Source organism: Pseudomonas sp. TH41 (assembly GCF_016650695.1).
Taxonomy (GTDB): domain Bacteria; phylum Pseudomonadota; class Gammaproteobacteria; order Pseudomonadales; family Pseudomonadaceae; genus Aquipseudomonas.
This window is the reverse complement of sequence record NZ_JAEKFH010000003.1, coordinates 1434223-1450340: the sequence shown is the minus strand read 5'-3', so window position 1 is coordinate 1450340 and position 16118 is coordinate 1434223. Positions and strand designations below refer to the sequence as shown.

Below are 16118 nucleotides of genomic sequence, written 5' to 3'. Positions count from 1 at the left end.
TTCGCCAGCTCCTACAGGGATTTTTGATGCACTCCAATCCTCGTAGGAGCTGCCGCAGGCTGCGATCTTTTGATCTTTAGAACCCTTCAAGCACAATCTTGCCCTTGGACTTGCCGCTTTCCAGCAGTTCGTGGGCGCGACGCAAATTCGCTGCATTGATGGTTCCGAAATGCTCGCCCACCGTGGTTTTAAGTGTCCCGGCGTCAATCAGCTCGGCCACGCGGTTAAGCAGTGTGTGCTGCTCGATCATGTCCGCGGTTTCGAACAGCGAGCGGGTGTACATGAATTCCCAATGCAGCGACAGGCTCTTGCGTTTGAGCTTGGTCACATCCAGCGCCTTCGGATCATCGATCAGCGCCAGTTTGCCTTGCGGTGCCAGCGCCTCGACCAATTGATCCAGATGGTGATCGGTCTGGGTCAGGCTCGCGACGTGGGTCACATGATCAAGGCCGGCGCGCTTGAGTTCTTCGTTCAGCGGCTGGCTGTGATCGATCACCAGGTCGGCACCCAGTTCACCCACCCAGCGCTGGGTCAGCGGGCGGGACGCGGTGCCGATCACCTTCAGCCCGGTCAGCTGACTGGCCAGTTGCGTGAGGATCGAACCGACACCGCCGGCCGCACCGACGATCAGCAGGCTTTGGCCTTCATCGGTTTTACCTTCGCGTACTTGCAGGCGTTCGAAGAGCAGTTCCCACGCGGTAATGGCGGTCAGCGGCAGCGCGGCGGCTTCGGCGAAACCGAGGGTTTTTGGCATATGACCCACGATCCGCTCATCCACCACGTGCAGTTCACTGTTGCCGCCCGCGCGGGCGATGGAACCGGCGTAAAACACCTTGTCGCCGGCCTTGAACAGTGTCACTTCACTGCCAACAGACTTGACCACGCCGGCCACGTCCCAGCCCAGCACCTTCGCCGTACCGTCTTCAGGCTGGACGTTCTGACGGACCTTGGTGTCCACCGGGTTGACCGAGATGGCTTTGACTTCCACCAACAGGTCACGCGGGCCGGCGACCGGTTCAGGGAGCTCAACGTCTTGCAGGGATTGTGTGTCGCTGATCGGCAAAGAGGCGTAGTAGGCAATGGCTTTCATATGGGGTTCCTGAAAAGTAAGAGAAGAAGGGATCACGCCAGGGAGCGCAAGCGCTTGAGGTCGGTGAAAGCTGGGACCTGATCGACTTCGGAAACGGGATGATTTCGATGGGGAAGATGATTGGCTATTTATCTGCTAGATAAAACCCGCTAAAAGAGCAGGCTCTTTCAATATATTTTTGATAATCGAGGCTAAAGATGCTGCGTTTCGATGACTTGCAGGTGTTCGTCCGGGCGGCGGACCTGGGCAGTCTGTCGGCGGCTGCACGGGTGATGGACATGTCGGCGGCGGTGGCCAGTGCGGCGTTGAAACGTATCGAGCATCAGCTCGGCGCCCGTTTGCTCGCGCGTTCAACCCGCAGCCTGCGCCTGACCGCTGAGGGCGAGGGATTTCTCGAATACGCCCGCGCGGCCTTGAGCAATCTCGATGAGGGCCGCCGTTTGTTGGCCAGTGGTCAGGATCAGGTCAGTGGGATTTTGCAGTTGTCGGCGCCTTCTGATTTCGGCCGTAACCTGCTGCTGCCATGGCTGGACGAGTTTCAGCGTGAGCACCCGAAACTCAGCGTTCGTTTGCTGCTGGGGGACCGCATCGCCGACCTGTTCCGCCAACCGGTGGACATTGCCCTGCGTTACGGCGAGCCGGAAGACTCAAGTCTGGTGGCGCTGCCCATCGCCCCGCAGAATCGCCGCGTGCTCTGTGCGGCCCCGAGCTACCTGGCGCGTCATGGCGAACCGAAACACCTGGAGCAACTGGCTCAGCACAATTGCCTGCTGTTCATGCTCGGCAGTCGGGTCCACGATCACTGGAGTTTTCACGATGGCAAGCGCGAGGTCAGCCTGACCGTCAGCGGTGATCGCTTCAGCGACGATGCCGATGTGGTGCGACTGTGGGCCGTGGCGGGCGCCGGGATCGCTTACAAGTCCTGGCTTGACGTCGGTGCCGATGTGTTGGCAGGCCGATTGAAAGTACTGATGCCGGAGCTGCTCTGTGAGCGCGCTCCGCTGAATCTGCTGTGCGCCCATCGCGCACAACTCAGTAAGCCGGTGAACCTTTTGCGGGATATGCTTGCCAGCCGATGCGCCCGGTTAAGTAGTCAATATCCGCTGTTTTCGGGCTCGGATCATTAGTCGCAGGCAAATAGAGAAATTTCCCTCAGGAACTATCACCAGCAACGGTTCTCCTAGGGCAGGAACCGGCGGTTAACCCGCCTATACTAGCGCTCGCCTCATGTACGCACCGTCGATGTGAGTGGATGGCTTTGCCCGGGTTATGGCGGTTTCCCCGTCTTGGCCGATGACACATTACTGGTCAAGATGTCTGAGAGCAGTAGACGAAACGATTCAACAGGGAGTGAATACATGGAACATGCACCTTGCATCAGCCAGATCGCCACATTGCTGGCTGACCCAAAGCGCAGCGCAATGATGTGGGCCTTGATGGACGGCGCGGCGCGGCAGACCGAAGAGCTGGCCTTGCTGGCCGGTCTGTCGCCGTCTTCGGCCAGTGCACACCTGGGGCGCTTGCTCGCCGGAGGTCTGTTGAAAGTCGAACCGCGCGGGCGCAAGCGATTCTTTCGACTTGCCGCGCCCGAGATTGGTGCCGCGATAGAAGCATTGGCCAGTGCCACACTTGCCAGCACGCCACGGGACGTCCCGGACATTTTCAAACGATCAACCCCAACCGCCAAGCCTCAGGCGGCGCCTTCGTCATTACTGCGCGCCAGGCTGTGCGACGACCATCTAGGCGGCACCCTGGCCGCCGATCTGTACCAGCGTCTACTGGATGCGGGCTGGATCGAGCAATTCGAGCAGCGGGTGATGATCACGCACAAGGGCGCCACGCAATTGGCGACACGGGGGGTCTTCATCCAGGCGCTGGCTCATCGCAACAGCAGCGTCGCTTGCGCGTGTCCCGACTGGAGCGAAAGACGCCCGCACATGGGGGGGGCATTGGGGGCGGCATTGTTGCAGTTGTTCATGCAGTCGGGCTGGCTGAGCCTGCCCAACGATTCGCGAGCCTTGCAAATCACGGCCTCAGGGCAACGTGAAATCCATCGTTTTGCCAAGGAAACCGAGCTGGAAGTGGCGCTTTAGAACCATTGGGAGGAGCTGCGCCCAGGTCATAACCTGTGGGAGCGAGCCTGCTCGCGAAAGGGCCTTCACATTCAACATAAATGCTGAATGACCTACCGCTTCGCGAGCAGGCTCGCTCCCACATTGGTTTGGCGGTGACCTTACGGTTTCACCAACCGCGCATCCAGGCTGTTCTGTGCCAGACGCTTGGCCTGATCCTGAGTCATGCCCAGATCGGTGTACAACGCGTGGAAGTTCTCGGTCACATAACCGCCGAAGTACGCCGGGTCATCCGAGTTCACGGTCACTTTCACGCCACGCTCAAGCATGTCGAGAATGTTGTGCTGGGACATGTGATCGAACACGCAAAGCTTGGTGTTCGACAGCGGGCACACGGTCAGCGGGATTTGTTCGTCGATGATCCGCTGCATCAAGCGTTCGTCTTCGATGGCGCGCACGCCATGGTCGATGCGCTGGATTTTCAGCAGGTCGAGGGCTTCCCAGATGTATTCGGGCGGGCCTTCTTCACCGGCGTGGGCGACGGTCAGGAAGCCTTCGTGACGGGCGCGATCAAACACGCGCTGGAACTTGCTCGGCGGGTGTCCCATCTCGGAGCTGTCCAGGCCGACAGCGATAAATGCATCGCGGAACGGCAGCGCCTGGTCGAGGGTTTTCTCGGCTTCTTCTTCGCTCAAATGGCGCAGGAAACTCAGGATCAAACCGCTGGTGATGCCTAGCTGCTGCTCACCATCCTTCAGTGCGGCGGCAATGCCATTGAGCACCACTTCGAACGGCACGCCACGGTCGGTGTGGGTCTGTGGGTCGAAGAACGGTTCGGTGTGAATCACATTCTGCGCCTTGCAGCGCAGCAGGTACGCCCAGGTCAGGTCATAGAAATCCTGGGAGGTGCGCAACACGTCGGCGCCCTGGTAATACAGGTCGAGAAACTCTTGCAGGTTGTTGAAGGCGTAAGCCTTGCGCAGGGTTTCGACATCGCTCCACGGCAGGGCGATCTTGTTGCGTTCGGCCAGGGCGAACAGCAACTCAGGCTCTAGCGAACCCTCCAGGTGCAGGTGCAGTTCTGCCTTGGGCAGGGCGTTCAGCCAATCGTACATTGTTGAAATCTCATCAGGTGCAATGACGACATTCTACAGATGCTCGCTGCAACAATTGGTAAAACCTGACCAGCCGGTTCATCCCGCCATGTTGGGTGCGCTAAGGTGTAACGAAACGTTAGCGTCACCCTGTAGTCATTAGTTCACCACGCTGATTGCGCGCCACTCGGTAAAAAGGCCAGCAATGTTCACACTTCTCAAGCAAGAAACGTTTCTGCTGCTGGCCCTGATCGCTGCCGTCGCCGCTTATCCGATGGAGCACTGGATGCTCAACAGTGGCCAGCCTGTCGCGCTGGCGTCCGGGCTGGTGCTGATCGCCTTCATTGTCGCCGCCTCCATGCGCGTCGCCCATCAAGCCGAACTGCTCGCCGAAAAAGTCGGCGATCCCTACGGGACAATGATCCTGACCCTGGCCGCCGTGCTGGTGGAAGTGGTCATTCTGGCGATCATGATGAGCAACGAGGCATCAAAGACCCTGGTACGCGACACGATCTATTCGGCGGTCATGCTCGACATCAACGGGATCCTCGGCCTCGCTGCGTTGATGGGCGGAATCAAGCATGGCGAACAGTCCTACAACGATGACTCGGCACGCAGCTACAGCGTGATGATCCTCACCGCCATGGGGGTTTCCATGGTGGTGCCGGAGTTCATCCCGGAAGCGAACTGGAAGATGTATTCGGGCTTTACCATTGGCGCGATGGTCGTGCTCTACACCTTGTTTCTGCGCATGCAGGTCGGGCCGCACAGCTATTTTTTCAGCTACAGCTACCCGGAAAAACGCCGCAAGAAAGTGCCAGATGAGGCCCCTGAACCGGTCAATCTTGGGCTGAGTATCGGGACGTTGGTGTTCGGCGTGGTGGTGATCGGCGCATTGGCCGAGGTGATGTCCAAGACCCTCGATCTGGGCCTGGAAGGAACCGGTGCCCCCCCAGTCATCACGGCGATTCTGGTGGCGGCGATATCGGCGGCGCCGGAGATTCTGACAGCGTTGCGGGCGGCACTGGCCAACCGCATGCAGTCGGTGGTTAACATCGCCATGGGCGCATCGCTGTCGACGGTCATCCTGACGGTGCCGGTGATGGAAGCGATGGCGCTCTACACCGGCCAGCCGTTTCAGATGGCCATGACCCCGGTGCAGACCGTGATGGTCTTCCTCACCCTGATCGCCAGCGCGATCAACCTCAACGATGGCGAAACCAACGCCATCGAAGGCATGACCCACTTCGTGCTGTTCGCGACGTTCATCATGTTGTCGTTGCTCGGCCTCTAAGGCCACCACATAACACTGTAGGAGCGAGCTTGCTCGCGATGGTCTGTCAGTTGATATCGATGTAGCTGACACACCATCGCGAGCAAGCTCGCTCCTACAGGGGTAGGTGTTGGGTCAAGTGCCAGCGATCAGCTGCCTGGCCGCCTGACTGTGATCGGCAATCAATCCCTTCAAATCCAGCCCTTCAACCTGGCCATCAATCACTCGCCACTTGCCGCCAATCATCACCCGATCCGCCCGATCCGCGCCGCACAGCAGCAATGCCGAAACCGGATCATGACTGCCGGAAAAACGCAGCTCATCGAGCTTGAACAACGCCAGGTCTGCTTGTTTGCCCACCGCCAGTTCGCCAATATCCGTACGCCCCAGCAAACCCGCCGAGCCCTTGGTCGCCCAGCCCAGTACCAACTCTGGCGTGATCTTCTCGGCGCCATAACGCAACCGCTGGAGATAAAGTGCCTGACGGGTTTCCAGCATCATGTTCGACGCATCGTTGGATGCCGAGCCGTCCACGCCAAGCCCCAGCAACGCGCCAGCGTCGGTCAGGTCCAGCGTCGGGCAAATGCCGGACGCCAGGCGCATGTTCGAACTCGGGCAATGGCAAATGCCGGTGCCGGCTGCGCCGAGGCGGGCGATTTCATCCGGGTTGAAATGGATGCCGTGCGCCAGCCAAGTGCGTGGGCCGAGCCAGCCGACGCTGTCCAGATAATCGACGGTGCGCAGGCCGAAACGTTGCAGGCAGAAGTCTTCTTCGTCGAGGGTTTCGGCGAGGTGCGTGTGCAGGCGCACGTCGAGTTTATTCGCCAGTTCGGCGCTGGCGGACATGATTTGCGGCGTCACGGAGAACGGCGAGCAGGGCGCCAGGGCGATCTGGATTTGCGCGCCATCGCCACGTTCGTGGTACGCGGCAATCAAGCGCTGGCTGTCGGCGAGGATCACTTCGCCTTCCTGAACAGTCTGCTGCGGCGGCAAGCCACCGTCCTTTTCACCGAGGCTCATGGAACCACGGGTCAGCATGGCGCGCATGCCCAGTTCGCGAACACTGTCGACTTGCACGTCGATCGCGTTTTCCAGGCCTTCCGGAAACAGATAATGATGATCGGCGGCGGTGGTGCAGCCGGACAGCAGCAGCTCGGCCAACGCGACTTTAGTGGCGAGGGCGAGTTTTTCAGGGGTGAGGCGTGCCCAGACCGGGTACAGGGTTTTCAACCAAGGGAACAATGGCTGATTGACCACCGGCGCCCAGGCGCGGGTGAGGGTTTGATAGAAATGGTGATGGGTGTTGATCAGCCCCGGCAGAATCACATGTTCGCGGGCATCGAAGACTTGTCCACAGGGCGCAGACGGTTGCTGGCCGGCGGCAAGCACTTCGACGATCAAACCGTCATGCAGCACCAGGCCGCCACGGGCATCGAGGCCATTGGCAGTGAAGATCGCGAGGGGATTTTTTAACCAGGTACGGGTCGCAGGCATGTTGGCCGGCTCCTCTGAAAGTGGGTTCAGGTTAGCCAGCTCAGTGATTACCCTGTCTGCTGATCCAGGGTCGTCGCGGGGGACGAGGTTCGGAGTTTCGAACAAAAACGCTCGATGGGCAAGTATCGCCCGACAGGACGATGGATAACCTTGTGGGAGCGAGCTTGCTCGCGAGGGTGTGCCAGCTACATTGAAGTCGACTGACACACCCTCGCGAGCAAGCTCGCTCCTACAGGGGGGCGGTGTTACCAGGGAATGGTTTCACCCCTGTAATTCACAAAATAATGCCCACCCTTGCCGGTATAGGCGTTCACCTGATCGACCAATCCGCGGGTACTGGTTTCCACATCGATATCTGCGCCTTCGCCCCCCATGTCGGTTTTAACCCAGCCCGGATGCAGCGACAGCACGGTCAGTTTCTGCTCGCCCAATTGCGTCACAAAGCTGTTGGTCATCGAGTTCAGTGCCGCTTTGCTCGCCTTGTACAACGCCAGCTCCGGCGCATCCGGCATCGTCACGCTGCCCAGCACCGAACTCATGAACGCCAATACGCCGGTCTCAGGACGGATCTGCCCGACAAAGCGCTGAGCCAGATTGATCGGCGCCACGGCATTGGTGAAAAACAGTTGCCCGACTTCGGCCAGCGTCGCGCCGCCCGGGGTTTGAACCTCCGGCCCCTTGACCCCGGCATTCACGAACAACAAGTCGAACACTTCGCCCTTAAGCTGTTGGCTTAAAGCGCTGACTGCCTGCTGATCATCCATGTCGAGTTTTTCGATCCGCACCTTGCCCAAGGACTGCAAAACTTCAGCGTTCTGCGGATTGCGCACGGTGGCGGTGACTTGCCAACCGTCGGCCAGCAGGGTTTTCACCAGGCCGAGGCCCAGCCCCCGGGACGCGCCGATGATGAGTGCGGTTTTTGCCGTAGACATGAGTGGCTTCCTCGATAAAAGAGAATCACGGATTCAATGGACAACGTTGCCCGAGTCGTTGTTGCAATATTAATTCAGAACCAGACGCCAAGTGGGCGCGAAGCCGTTGATCAGGCTCGTGGTTGCCGGTGATCAATTGATCAAAAAATGAGCAGTTGACGGTAAACCATACCGGGCATGGGGCCGCGGCGATCATGAACGGGTTATCCACAGATTGCTCCACAGTATTTGTGCGCAAGCTCAAAGCTCGGGCATAAGCATTGTCGGGCTTTCTTCTAAAGGTGATAAACCGATCTAACTAATTGTTTTTATATGGATTTAATATTTTCGATGATGAATTGAACGAAAAACGAGCAAAGCCCGCAAAGCCGCATGACAGAAGGGTTACAGCCGGGTGTGCTCAGGTTATCCACAGCCGGGTGCACAGCAGATGTGGGCAAGTAGATCCGTTTGGCAGAAGGGCTGTTGGCGTTGTTGGTGCGATTAGTGCTGCAACAGAATGCGCCCGCGACTCAAATCCGCCAGCTGCGATTGCAACGTGTCGATCTGCGCTTGGCCAATCGCCAATTGCAGTTCAACGCCGTTGGCGGTGAAGGTTTCTTCCAGCACCAACCCGCCCAGTTCCGCTACCCGAAGTTTTACCAGGGGCAGTTCACCAAACCCACAGGCGCAACTCACCGGTACTCGACTGATCAGTTCAACTTTCGGTGCTGCTTGCAGGCACTTGTTGGCACCGCCGCCATACGCTCGGGCCAGGCCGCCGGTACCGAGTTGAATGCCGCCATACCAGCGAATCACCAGCACCACGACCTGATCACAATCCTGCGCGTCGATCGCTGCCAGAATCGGTCGGCCAGCGGTGCCGCCGGGTTCGCCGTCATCGGTGCTGCGGTATTGATCGCCGAGCTTCCAGGCCCAGCAATTGTGCGTGGCATTCAAGTCACTGTGCTGTTCGATGAACGCCTGGGCTTCAGCCGGGCTGGATATCGGCGCGGCGAAGGTAATGAAACGGCTTTTGCGAATTTCTTCGCGGTGTTCGCAAAAACCGCTGAGGGTAAATGGCATAAGAGTCTTAGATGACAGGTGTCAGGCCGCAGCCCTTGAGAATGATGCGGATCAGGTTGTTGCCGGCGTCTTCCATGTCCTGCTTGGTCAACTTGGTGCGCCCGCTGACGCGGCAGATCTGCGTGGCGAAATCAGCATAGTGCTGGGTACTGCCCCACAACAGGAAGATCAGGTTTACCGGGTCGACCGGGTCCATTTTTCCGGCGTCGATCCACGCCTGGAACACCGCCGCCCGACCCTGGAACCAGGCGCGATAATCCTGATTGAAATACTCGGTCAGGCATTCGCCGCCGCTGATGACTTCCATCGCGAAGATCCGTGAGGCTTGCGGCTGACGACGGGAAAATTCCATCTTGGCGCGGATGTACCGGGTCAGTGCTTCGGCCGGATCATCCTCGGCAGTCAGGGTATTGAAGGTGCTGTCCCACAACTCGATGATGTTGCTCAACACCGCCACGTACAAACCCAGTTTGTTGGTGAAGTAGTAATGCAGGTTCGCTTTCGGCAACCCGGCATTCAGGGCGATGGTGTTCATGCTCGTGCCTTTGAACCCGTGACGAGCGAACTCGTCTTCGGCGGCTTTGATGATGGTCTCTTCGTTCTTCTGACGAATGCGGCTGGCAGGCTTGCCGCCGTGAGCGGGGACTTCAAAGGTCATAGGCACTTCCGAACAGGTAGGTGGGTGCAGCGAGTGCGTTGATAGCGCACCCATGGGCATCAGACAAGTGTTGTGGCGATAAAACCTTCCCTGTGGGAGCGGGCTTGCTCGCGAAGGCGGTGTGTCAGGCAATAGAAATGGCGACTGGCACACAGCCTTCGCGAGCAAGCCCGCTCCCACAAGTCTTCAGCGTGTAGCCGCCAGGCTCTCCAGAAAACTTTCCAGCACCAAATGGGGGCGTCTTCCCTTGCGCGTGACGGATGCGAGGCTCAGGTCATAGAAGCGTGCTTTGGGTTTCAGTGCGCGCAGGCGTCCTTGTTGCACCCAGAGACTGGCGTAGTGATCCGGCAAGTAACCAATGTAACGGCCGGTAAGGATCAGGAACGCCATGCCTTCGCGGTCCGATGCACTGGCGGTGCAATTGAGGGCCTGGTAATGGGCCTGAATCTCAGCGGGTAAACGGAAGGTCGGCGCAATGGCGTCCTGGCTGTTGAGGCGTTCGTCGTCCAGTTGTTTGTCGTCGACATAAAACAGCGGATGGCCGACCGCGCAATACAGCAGCGAGCGTTCGCTATAGAGCGGTTGATACTCCAGCCCCGACAATGCGCTGGCCTGCGGCACCACCCCAACATGCAGGCGGCCGTCGAGTACTCCTTGTTCGACTTCGTTGGGCGCGATCATGCGGATCTGGATCTGCACATCCGGCCCGCGTTCTTTTAATTGGGCCAGCGCGTGGGTAATGCGCATGTGGGGGAGGGTGACCAGGTTATCGGTCAGGCCAATCGTCAATTCGCCGCGCAAGTGTTGGTGCAGACCGTTGACCTCGGTGCGGAAACTTTCCAGCGCACTTAATAGTTGCAACGCCGATTGGTAAACCTCGCGGCCTTCCTCGGTCAGGGAAAAGCCAGCGCGACCGCGTTGGCATAAGCGCAGACCAAGGCGTTGCTCCAGATCGCTCATCTGCTGGCTGATGGCCGAACGACCGATGCCCAGCACCGATTCCGCCGCAGAGAAACCGCCGCACTCCACCACACTGCGAAAAATCCGCAGCAAGCGGATATCAAAGTCACTGACTTGTGCCAGCGGATCGGGGCGACGAGTACTCATAGTTTAGTGGTGGCCTGACTGAAGGTTTGAAAAATTGAATTTCACCGACTTTATCCCCGTGGCAATTTAGCTGCAAGAACGCTTTTCATCTCCACGCCGCTAATCGCTCTGCGAGGTTTTGCCCATGAACTTGCCTGAAAACGCCCCGACTTCCCTGGCCAGTCAGCTCAAGCTTGATGCTCACTGGATGCCCTACACCGCCAACCGCAATTTCCAGCGCGACCCGCGACTGATCGTGGCGGCTGAAGGCAGCTGGCTGACAGACGACAAGGGCCGCAAGGTGTATGACTCGCTGTCCGGTTTGTGGACTTGCGGCGCTGGCCACACGCGAAAAGAAATCCAGGAAGCGGTCGCCAAGCAATTGGGCACCCTCGATTACTCGCCAGGCTTCCAGTACGGCCACCCGCTGTCGTTCCAGTTGGCTGAGAAAATCACTGACCTGACGCCGGGCAATCTGAACCACGTGTTCTTCACCGACTCGGGCTCTGAGTGCGCCGATACCGCCGTGAAGATGGTCCGCGCTTACTGGCGTCTGAAAGGCCAGGCGACCAAGACCAAAATGATCGGGCGTGCCCGTGGTTACCACGGTGTGAACATCGCCGGCACCAGCCTGGGTGGCGTGAACGGCAACCGCAAAATGTTCGGTCAGGCGATGATGGACGTCGATCACCTGCCGCACACATTGCTGGCGAGCAATGCCTACTCGCGTGGCATGCCGGAGTTGGGTGGTATCGCTTTGGCCGATGAGCTGCTGAAGCTGATCGAACTGCACGATGCGTCGAACATCGCCGCCGTATTCGTTGAGCCACTCGCCGGTTCCGCTGGCGTGCTGGTTCCGCCACAGGGTTACCTCAAGCGTCTGCGCGAGATCTGCGATCAGCACAACATCCTGTTGGTATTCGACGAAGTGATCACCGGTTTCGGCCGAACCGGCAAAATGTTCGGTGCCGACACCTTTGGCGTCACCCCGGATTTGATGTGCATCGCCAAGCAAGTCACCAACGGCGCGATTCCGATGGGCGCCGTGATTGCCAGCTCCGAGATCTACCAGACATTCATGAACCAGGCGACGCCTGAGTACGCAGTGGAATTTCCGCACGGTTATACCTACTCCGCGCACCCGGTGGCTTGCGCCGCTGGCCTGGCAGCACTCGACCTGCTGCAAAAGGAAAACCTGGTACAGAGCGTGGCTGAAGTCGCACCGCATTTCGAAAATGCGCTGCACGGTCTGAAAGGTTCGAAAAACATCATCGACATTCGTAACTACGGCCTGGCCGGTGCGATCCAGATCGCACCGCGTGACGGCGATGCAATCGTGCGTCCGTTCGAAGCGGGCATGGCATTGTGGAAAGCCGGGTTCTACGTTCGTTTTGGCGGCGACACCCTGCAGTTTGGCCCAACGTTCAACAGCAAGCCGCAAGACCTTGATCGTCTGTTCGACGCGGTCGGCGAAGTACTGAACAAAATCGACTGATCGACACGCAATCTGTAGGAGCGAGCTTGCTCGCGAAGATCTGTCAGCTACATCAGCATCGACTGACACACTATCGCGAGCAAGCTCGCTCCTACAGAACAACTTTTATATAGCAGGCGTCCCGAAGCAGGCGCCTGTGGACAACTTTTCAGGAGCCCCGCATGAGCCTTATCCCGCATTTGATCAATGGCGAACTGGTGACCGAAGAAGGTCGCACGGCCGACGTGTTCAACCCGTCTACCGGCCAGGTGATACACAAGCTGCCATTGGCCAGCCGCGAAACCATTCAGAAAGCTATCGACTCGGCTAAAGCTGCGTTTCCGGCCTGGCGCAACACGCCGCCGGCCAAGCGTGCGCAGGTGATGTTTCGCTTTAAGCAATTACTGGAACAGAACGAGGCGCGTATCGCTCAGCTGATCAGCGAAGAACACGGCAAGACGCTGGAAGATGCGGCAGGCGAACTGAAACGCGGCATCGAGAACGTTGAGTTCGCTTGCGCGGCGCCGGAAATCCTCAAGGGCGAATACAGCCGTAACGTCGGCCCGAACATTGATGCCTGGTCGGACTTCCAGCCGCTGGGTGTGGTTGCCGGTATTACACCGTTCAACTTCCCGGCGATGGTGCCGCTGTGGATGTATCCGCTGGCGATCGTCTGCGGCAACTGCTTCATCCTCAAGCCGTCCGAGCGTGATCCAAGCTCGACGCTGCTGATTGCTCAGTTGTTGATCGAGGCCGGTCTGCCTAAAGGCGTGCTGAGCGTCGTGCATGGTGACAAGGCTGCGGTGGACGCACTGATCGAAGCACCGGAAGTCAAAGCGCTGAGCTTTGTCGGTTCGACGCCGATTGCCGAGTACATCTACGCCGAAGGCACCAAGCGCGGCAAGCGCGTTCAGGCACTGGGCGGCGCGAAGAACCATGCAGTGCTGATGCCGGATGCGGATCTGGATAACGCGGTCAGCGCATTGATGGGCGCCGCTTATGGTTCTTGCGGTGAGCGTTGCATGGCGATCTCGGTGGCCGTGTGCGTGGGTGATCAGGTGGCGGATGCGTTGGTGGCCAAACTGACTCCGCAGATCAAGGCGTTGAAAATCGGCGCCGGGACGACGTGTGGTCTGGACATGGGGCCACTGGTTTCCGGTCAGGCTCGCGACAAAGTCAGTGGCTATATAGAAGACGGCGTTGCTGCCGGTGCTTCGTTGGTGGTCGATGGTCGTGGTCTGATCGTGGCCGGTCATGAGGACGGCTTCTTCCTGGGCGGCTGCCTGTTCGATAACGTCACGCCAGAAATGCGCATCTATAAAGAAGAGATCTTCGGGCCGGTGCTGTGTGTCGTTCGGGTCAACAGCCTGGAAGAGGCGATGCAGCTGATTAACGATCACGAGTACGGCAACGGCACCTGCATCTTTACCCGTGACGGGGAAGCGGCGCGGTTGTTCTGCGACGAAATCGAAGTCGGCATGGTCGGCGTTAACGTGCCCCTGCCGGTGCCAGTGGCTTATCACAGCTTCGGTGGCTGGAAGCGTTCGTTGTTTGGCGACTTGCATGCTTATGGTCCGGATGGCGTGCGTTTCTATACCCGTCGCAAGGCCATCACTCAGCGCTGGCCGCAGCGCGCGAGCCATGAAGCGTCGCAATTCGCGTTCCCTAGCTTGTAAGTAGCTTATAAGTAGCTGGGAAGAAGGCCGGCACCCTTTGTGAAAGGGGCGCCGGCCTTCGCGTTTCCGGGGTTTTCTAACCTAGATGACAGAATTGTGAAGATAGGTGTTGACGGCAGATTCCAGACGTCTATAATTCGCCCCACTTCCGGCGCAGTCGAAACGGAAAACTCCTTGGTAAACAATGAGTTACGCAGTTTTCGGCAGCAAGTTGCTTCAGGTCATCGAAGCGCGCAAGGAGTTGAAAAAGAGGTGTTGACAGCAGCGAGTAACGCTGTAGAATTCGCCTCCCGCTAACGAGAGATCGAAAGCGCAAGTGGTTGAAGTTACAAAGGAAACTTTGAAAGCTTCGGAAAATAACCGCTTGACAGCAACAGAGGCTGCTGTAGAATGCGCGCCTCGGTCGAGACGAAAGACTCAACCAACCGCTCTTTAACAACTGAATCAAGCAATTCGTGTGGGTGCTTGTGGAGTCAGACTGATGGTCAACAAGATTATCAGCATCACAAGTTACTCCGCGAGAAATCAAAGATGTAACCAACGATTGCTGAGCCAAGTTTAGGGTTTCTTAAAAACCCAAAGATGTTTGAACTGAAGAGTTTGATCATGGCTCAGATTGAACGCTGGCGGCAGGCCTAACACATGCAAGTCGAGCGGCAGCACGGGTACTTGTACCTGGTGGCGAGCGGCGGACGGGTGAGTAATGCCTAGGAATCTGCCTGGTAGTGGGGGATAACGCTCGGAAACGGACGCTAATACCGCATACGTCCTACGGGAGAAAGCAGGGGACCTTCGGGCCTTGCGCTATCAGATGAGCCTAGGTCGGATTAGCTAGTTGGTGAGGTAATGGCTCACCAAGGCGACGATCCGTAACTGGTCTGAGAGGATGATCAGTCACACTGGAACTGAGACACGGTCCAGACTCCTACGGGAGGCAGCAGTGGGGAATATTGGACAATGGGCGAAAGCCTGATCCAGCCATGCCGCGTGTGTGAAGAAGGTCTTCGGATTGTAAAGCACTTTAAGTTGGGAGGAAGGGCAGTTACCTAATACGTAATTGTTTTGACGTTACCGACAGAATAAGCACCGGCTAACTCTGTGCCAGCAGCCGCGGTAATACAGAGGGTGCAAGCGTTAATCGGAATTACTGGGCGTAAAGCGCGCGTAGGTGGTTCGTTAAGTTGGATGTGAAATCCCCGGGCTCAACCTGGGAACTGCATTCAAAACTGTCGAGCTAGAGTATGGTAGAGGGTGGTGGAATTTCCTGTGTAGCGGTGAAATGCGTAGATATAGGAAGGAACACCAGTGGCGAAGGCGACCACCTGGACTGATACTGACACTGAGGTGCGAAAGCGTGGGGAGCAAACAGGATTAGATACCCTGGTAGTCCACGCCGTAAACGATGTCAACTAGCCGTTGGGAGCCTTGAGCTCTTAGTGGCGCAGCTAACGCATTAAGTTGACCGCCTGGGGAGTACGGCCGCAAGGTTAAAACTCAAATGAATTGACGGGGGCCCGCACAAGCGGTGGAGCATGTGGTTTAATTCGAAGCAACGCGAAGAACCTTACCAGGCCTTGACATCCAATGAACTTTCCAGAGATGGATTGGTGCCTTCGGGAACATTGAGACAGGTGCTGCATGGCTGTCGTCAGCTCGTGTCGTGAGATGTTGGGTTAAGTCCCGTAACGAGCGCAACCCTTGTCCTTAGTTACCAGCACGTAATGGTGGGCACTCTAAGGAGACTGCCGGTGACAAACCGGAGGAAGGTGGGGATGACGTCAAGTCATCATGGCCCTTACGGCCTGGGCTACACACGTGCTACAATGGTCGGTACAGAGGGTTGCCAAGCCGCGAGGTGGAGCTAATCCCAGAAAACCGATCGTAGTCCGGATCGCAGTCTGCAACTCGACTGCGTGAAGTCGGAATCGCTAGTAATCGCGAATCAGAATGTCGCGGTGAATACGTTCCCGGGCCTTGTACACACCGCCCGTCACACCATGGGAGTGGGTTGCACCAGAAGTAGCTAGTCTAACCTTCGGGAGGACGGTTACCACGGTGTGATTCATGACTGGGGTGAAGTCGTAACAAGGTAGCCGTAGGGGAACCTGCGGCTGGATCACCTCCTTAATCGACGACATCAGCTGCTCCATAAGTTCCCACACGAATTGCTTGATTCATTGAAGAAGACGATAAGAAGCAGCCCG

Annotated in this window: 12 protein-coding genes and 1 rRNA gene; 6 read left to right on the top strand and 7 right to left on the bottom strand. The window is 58.0% G+C overall.

All coding sequences use genetic code 11. From position 1 onward, the window contains the following. Positions 1–76 precede the first annotated feature (76 nt). The gene (locus JFU37_RS09335; RefSeq protein ID WP_201115020.1) at positions 77–1090 is read right to left on the bottom strand and encodes a zinc-binding alcohol dehydrogenase family protein; all 1014 of its coding nucleotides are present in this window, start codon (positions 1088–1090) and stop codon (positions 77–79) included. A 197-nt stretch (positions 1091–1287) separates the two neighbouring features. Between JFU37_RS09335 and JFU37_RS09330 the strand changes: the two genes are divergently transcribed. After that, a complete protein-coding gene (locus tag JFU37_RS09330) occupies positions 1288–2217 on the top strand; it encodes a LysR family transcriptional regulator (RefSeq protein WP_201115019.1) in 930 nt (309 codons plus the stop codon). 231 nt (positions 2218–2448) lie between these two features. Further along, positions 2449–3183, top strand: a complete 735-nt coding sequence (locus tag JFU37_RS09325; protein ID WP_201115018.1) for an ArsR/SmtB family transcription factor — start codon at positions 2449–2451, stop codon at positions 3181–3183. A 140-nt stretch (positions 3184–3323) separates the two neighbouring features. Here JFU37_RS09325 and JFU37_RS09320 read toward each other — a convergent pair whose 3' ends face one another. Next, positions 3324–4277, bottom strand: coding sequence for an adenosine deaminase (locus JFU37_RS09320; protein WP_201115017.1), 954 nt, complete (start codon positions 4275–4277; stop codon positions 3324–3326). A gap of 184 nt (positions 4278–4461) precedes the next feature. Here JFU37_RS09320 and JFU37_RS09315 point away from each other — a divergent pair, with 184 nt between their 5' ends. Next, a complete protein-coding gene (locus JFU37_RS09315) occupies positions 4462–5550 on the top strand; it encodes a calcium:proton antiporter (RefSeq protein ID WP_201115016.1) in 1089 nt (362 codons plus the stop codon). A 114-nt stretch (positions 5551–5664) separates the two neighbouring features. Here the strand turns inward: JFU37_RS09315 and JFU37_RS09310 are convergent, their stop codons facing one another. The 5 genes from JFU37_RS09310 to JFU37_RS09290 all read right to left on the bottom strand — a co-directional run bounded on the left by JFU37_RS09310 (position 5665) and on the right by JFU37_RS09290 (position 10785). Continuing rightward, entirely contained in the window at positions 5665–7023 is a 1359-nt protein-coding gene (locus tag JFU37_RS09310; protein WP_201115015.1) for an 8-oxoguanine deaminase, read from the bottom strand. 245 nt (positions 7024–7268) lie between these two features. Further along, entirely contained in the window at positions 7269–7955 is a 687-nt protein-coding gene (locus JFU37_RS09305) for an SDR family oxidoreductase (RefSeq protein ID WP_201115014.1), read from the bottom strand. A 483-nt stretch (positions 7956–8438) separates the two neighbouring features. After that, positions 8439–9020, bottom strand: a complete 582-nt coding sequence (locus tag JFU37_RS09300; RefSeq protein ID WP_201115013.1) for an IMPACT family protein — start codon at positions 9018–9020, stop codon at positions 8439–8441. Positions 9021–9027: 7 nt separating this feature from the next. Continuing rightward, a complete protein-coding gene (locus JFU37_RS09295) occupies positions 9028–9678 on the bottom strand; it encodes a TetR/AcrR family transcriptional regulator (RefSeq protein WP_201115012.1) in 651 nt (216 codons plus the stop codon). A 186-nt stretch (positions 9679–9864) separates the two neighbouring features. Further along, on the bottom strand, positions 9865–10785 hold the full coding sequence (locus tag JFU37_RS09290) for a LysR family transcriptional regulator (protein WP_007940170.1): 921 nt from the start codon (positions 10783–10785) through the stop codon (positions 9865–9867). Positions 10786–10909: 124 nt separating this feature from the next. Here JFU37_RS09290 and JFU37_RS09285 point away from each other — a divergent pair, with 124 nt between their 5' ends. From JFU37_RS09285 to JFU37_RS09275, 3 genes are all read left to right on the top strand, one after another. Next, positions 10910–12259: an aspartate aminotransferase family protein gene (locus tag JFU37_RS09285; protein ID WP_201115011.1), complete on the top strand. Its 1350-nt coding sequence runs from the start codon at positions 10910–10912 to the stop codon at positions 12257–12259. Between the two features lie 161 nt (positions 12260–12420). After that, on the top strand, positions 12421–13914 hold the full coding sequence (locus JFU37_RS09280; protein ID WP_201115010.1) for a CoA-acylating methylmalonate-semialdehyde dehydrogenase: 1494 nt from the start codon (positions 12421–12423) through the stop codon (positions 13912–13914). A gap of 588 nt (positions 13915–14502) precedes the next feature. Then, positions 14503–16041, top strand: a 16S ribosomal RNA gene (locus tag JFU37_RS09275). Positions 16042–16118: the final 77 nt, after the last annotated feature.

What these genes read in the sequence shown, in the direction of transcription:
- JFU37_RS09280 (WP_201115010.1), top strand. Translation starts at nt 12,421, where the DNA reads ATGAGCCTTATCCCGCATTTGATCAATGGCGAACTGGTGACCGAAGAA.
- JFU37_RS09290 (WP_007940170.1), bottom strand. Translation starts at nt 10,785, where the DNA reads ATGAGTACTCGTCGCCCCGATCCGCTGGCACAAGTCAGTGACTTTGAT.
- JFU37_RS09335 (WP_201115020.1), bottom strand. Translation starts at nt 1,090, where the DNA reads ATGAAAGCCATTGCCTACTACGCCTCTTTGCCGATCAGCGACACACAA.
- JFU37_RS09305 (WP_201115014.1), bottom strand. Translation starts at nt 7,955, where the DNA reads ATGTCTACGGCAAAAACCGCACTCATCATCGGCGCGTCCCGGGGGCTG.
- JFU37_RS09325 (WP_201115018.1), top strand. Translation starts at nt 2,449, where the DNA reads ATGGAACATGCACCTTGCATCAGCCAGATCGCCACATTGCTGGCTGAC.
- JFU37_RS09295 (WP_201115012.1), bottom strand. Translation starts at nt 9,678, where the DNA reads ATGACCTTTGAAGTCCCCGCTCACGGCGGCAAGCCTGCCAGCCGCATT.
- JFU37_RS09320 (WP_201115017.1), bottom strand. Translation starts at nt 4,277, where the DNA reads ATGTACGATTGGCTGAACGCCCTGCCCAAGGCAGAACTGCACCTGCAC.
- JFU37_RS09330 (WP_201115019.1), top strand. Translation starts at nt 1,288, where the DNA reads ATGCTGCGTTTCGATGACTTGCAGGTGTTCGTCCGGGCGGCGGACCTG.
- JFU37_RS09310 (WP_201115015.1), bottom strand. Translation starts at nt 7,023, where the DNA reads ATGCCTGCGACCCGTACCTGGTTAAAAAATCCCCTCGCGATCTTCACT.
- JFU37_RS09300 (WP_201115013.1), bottom strand. Translation starts at nt 9,020, where the DNA reads ATGCCATTTACCCTCAGCGGTTTTTGCGAACACCGCGAAGAAATTCGC.
- JFU37_RS09285 (WP_201115011.1), top strand. Translation starts at nt 10,910, where the DNA reads ATGAACTTGCCTGAAAACGCCCCGACTTCCCTGGCCAGTCAGCTCAAG.
- JFU37_RS09315 (WP_201115016.1), top strand. Translation starts at nt 4,462, where the DNA reads ATGTTCACACTTCTCAAGCAAGAAACGTTTCTGCTGCTGGCCCTGATC.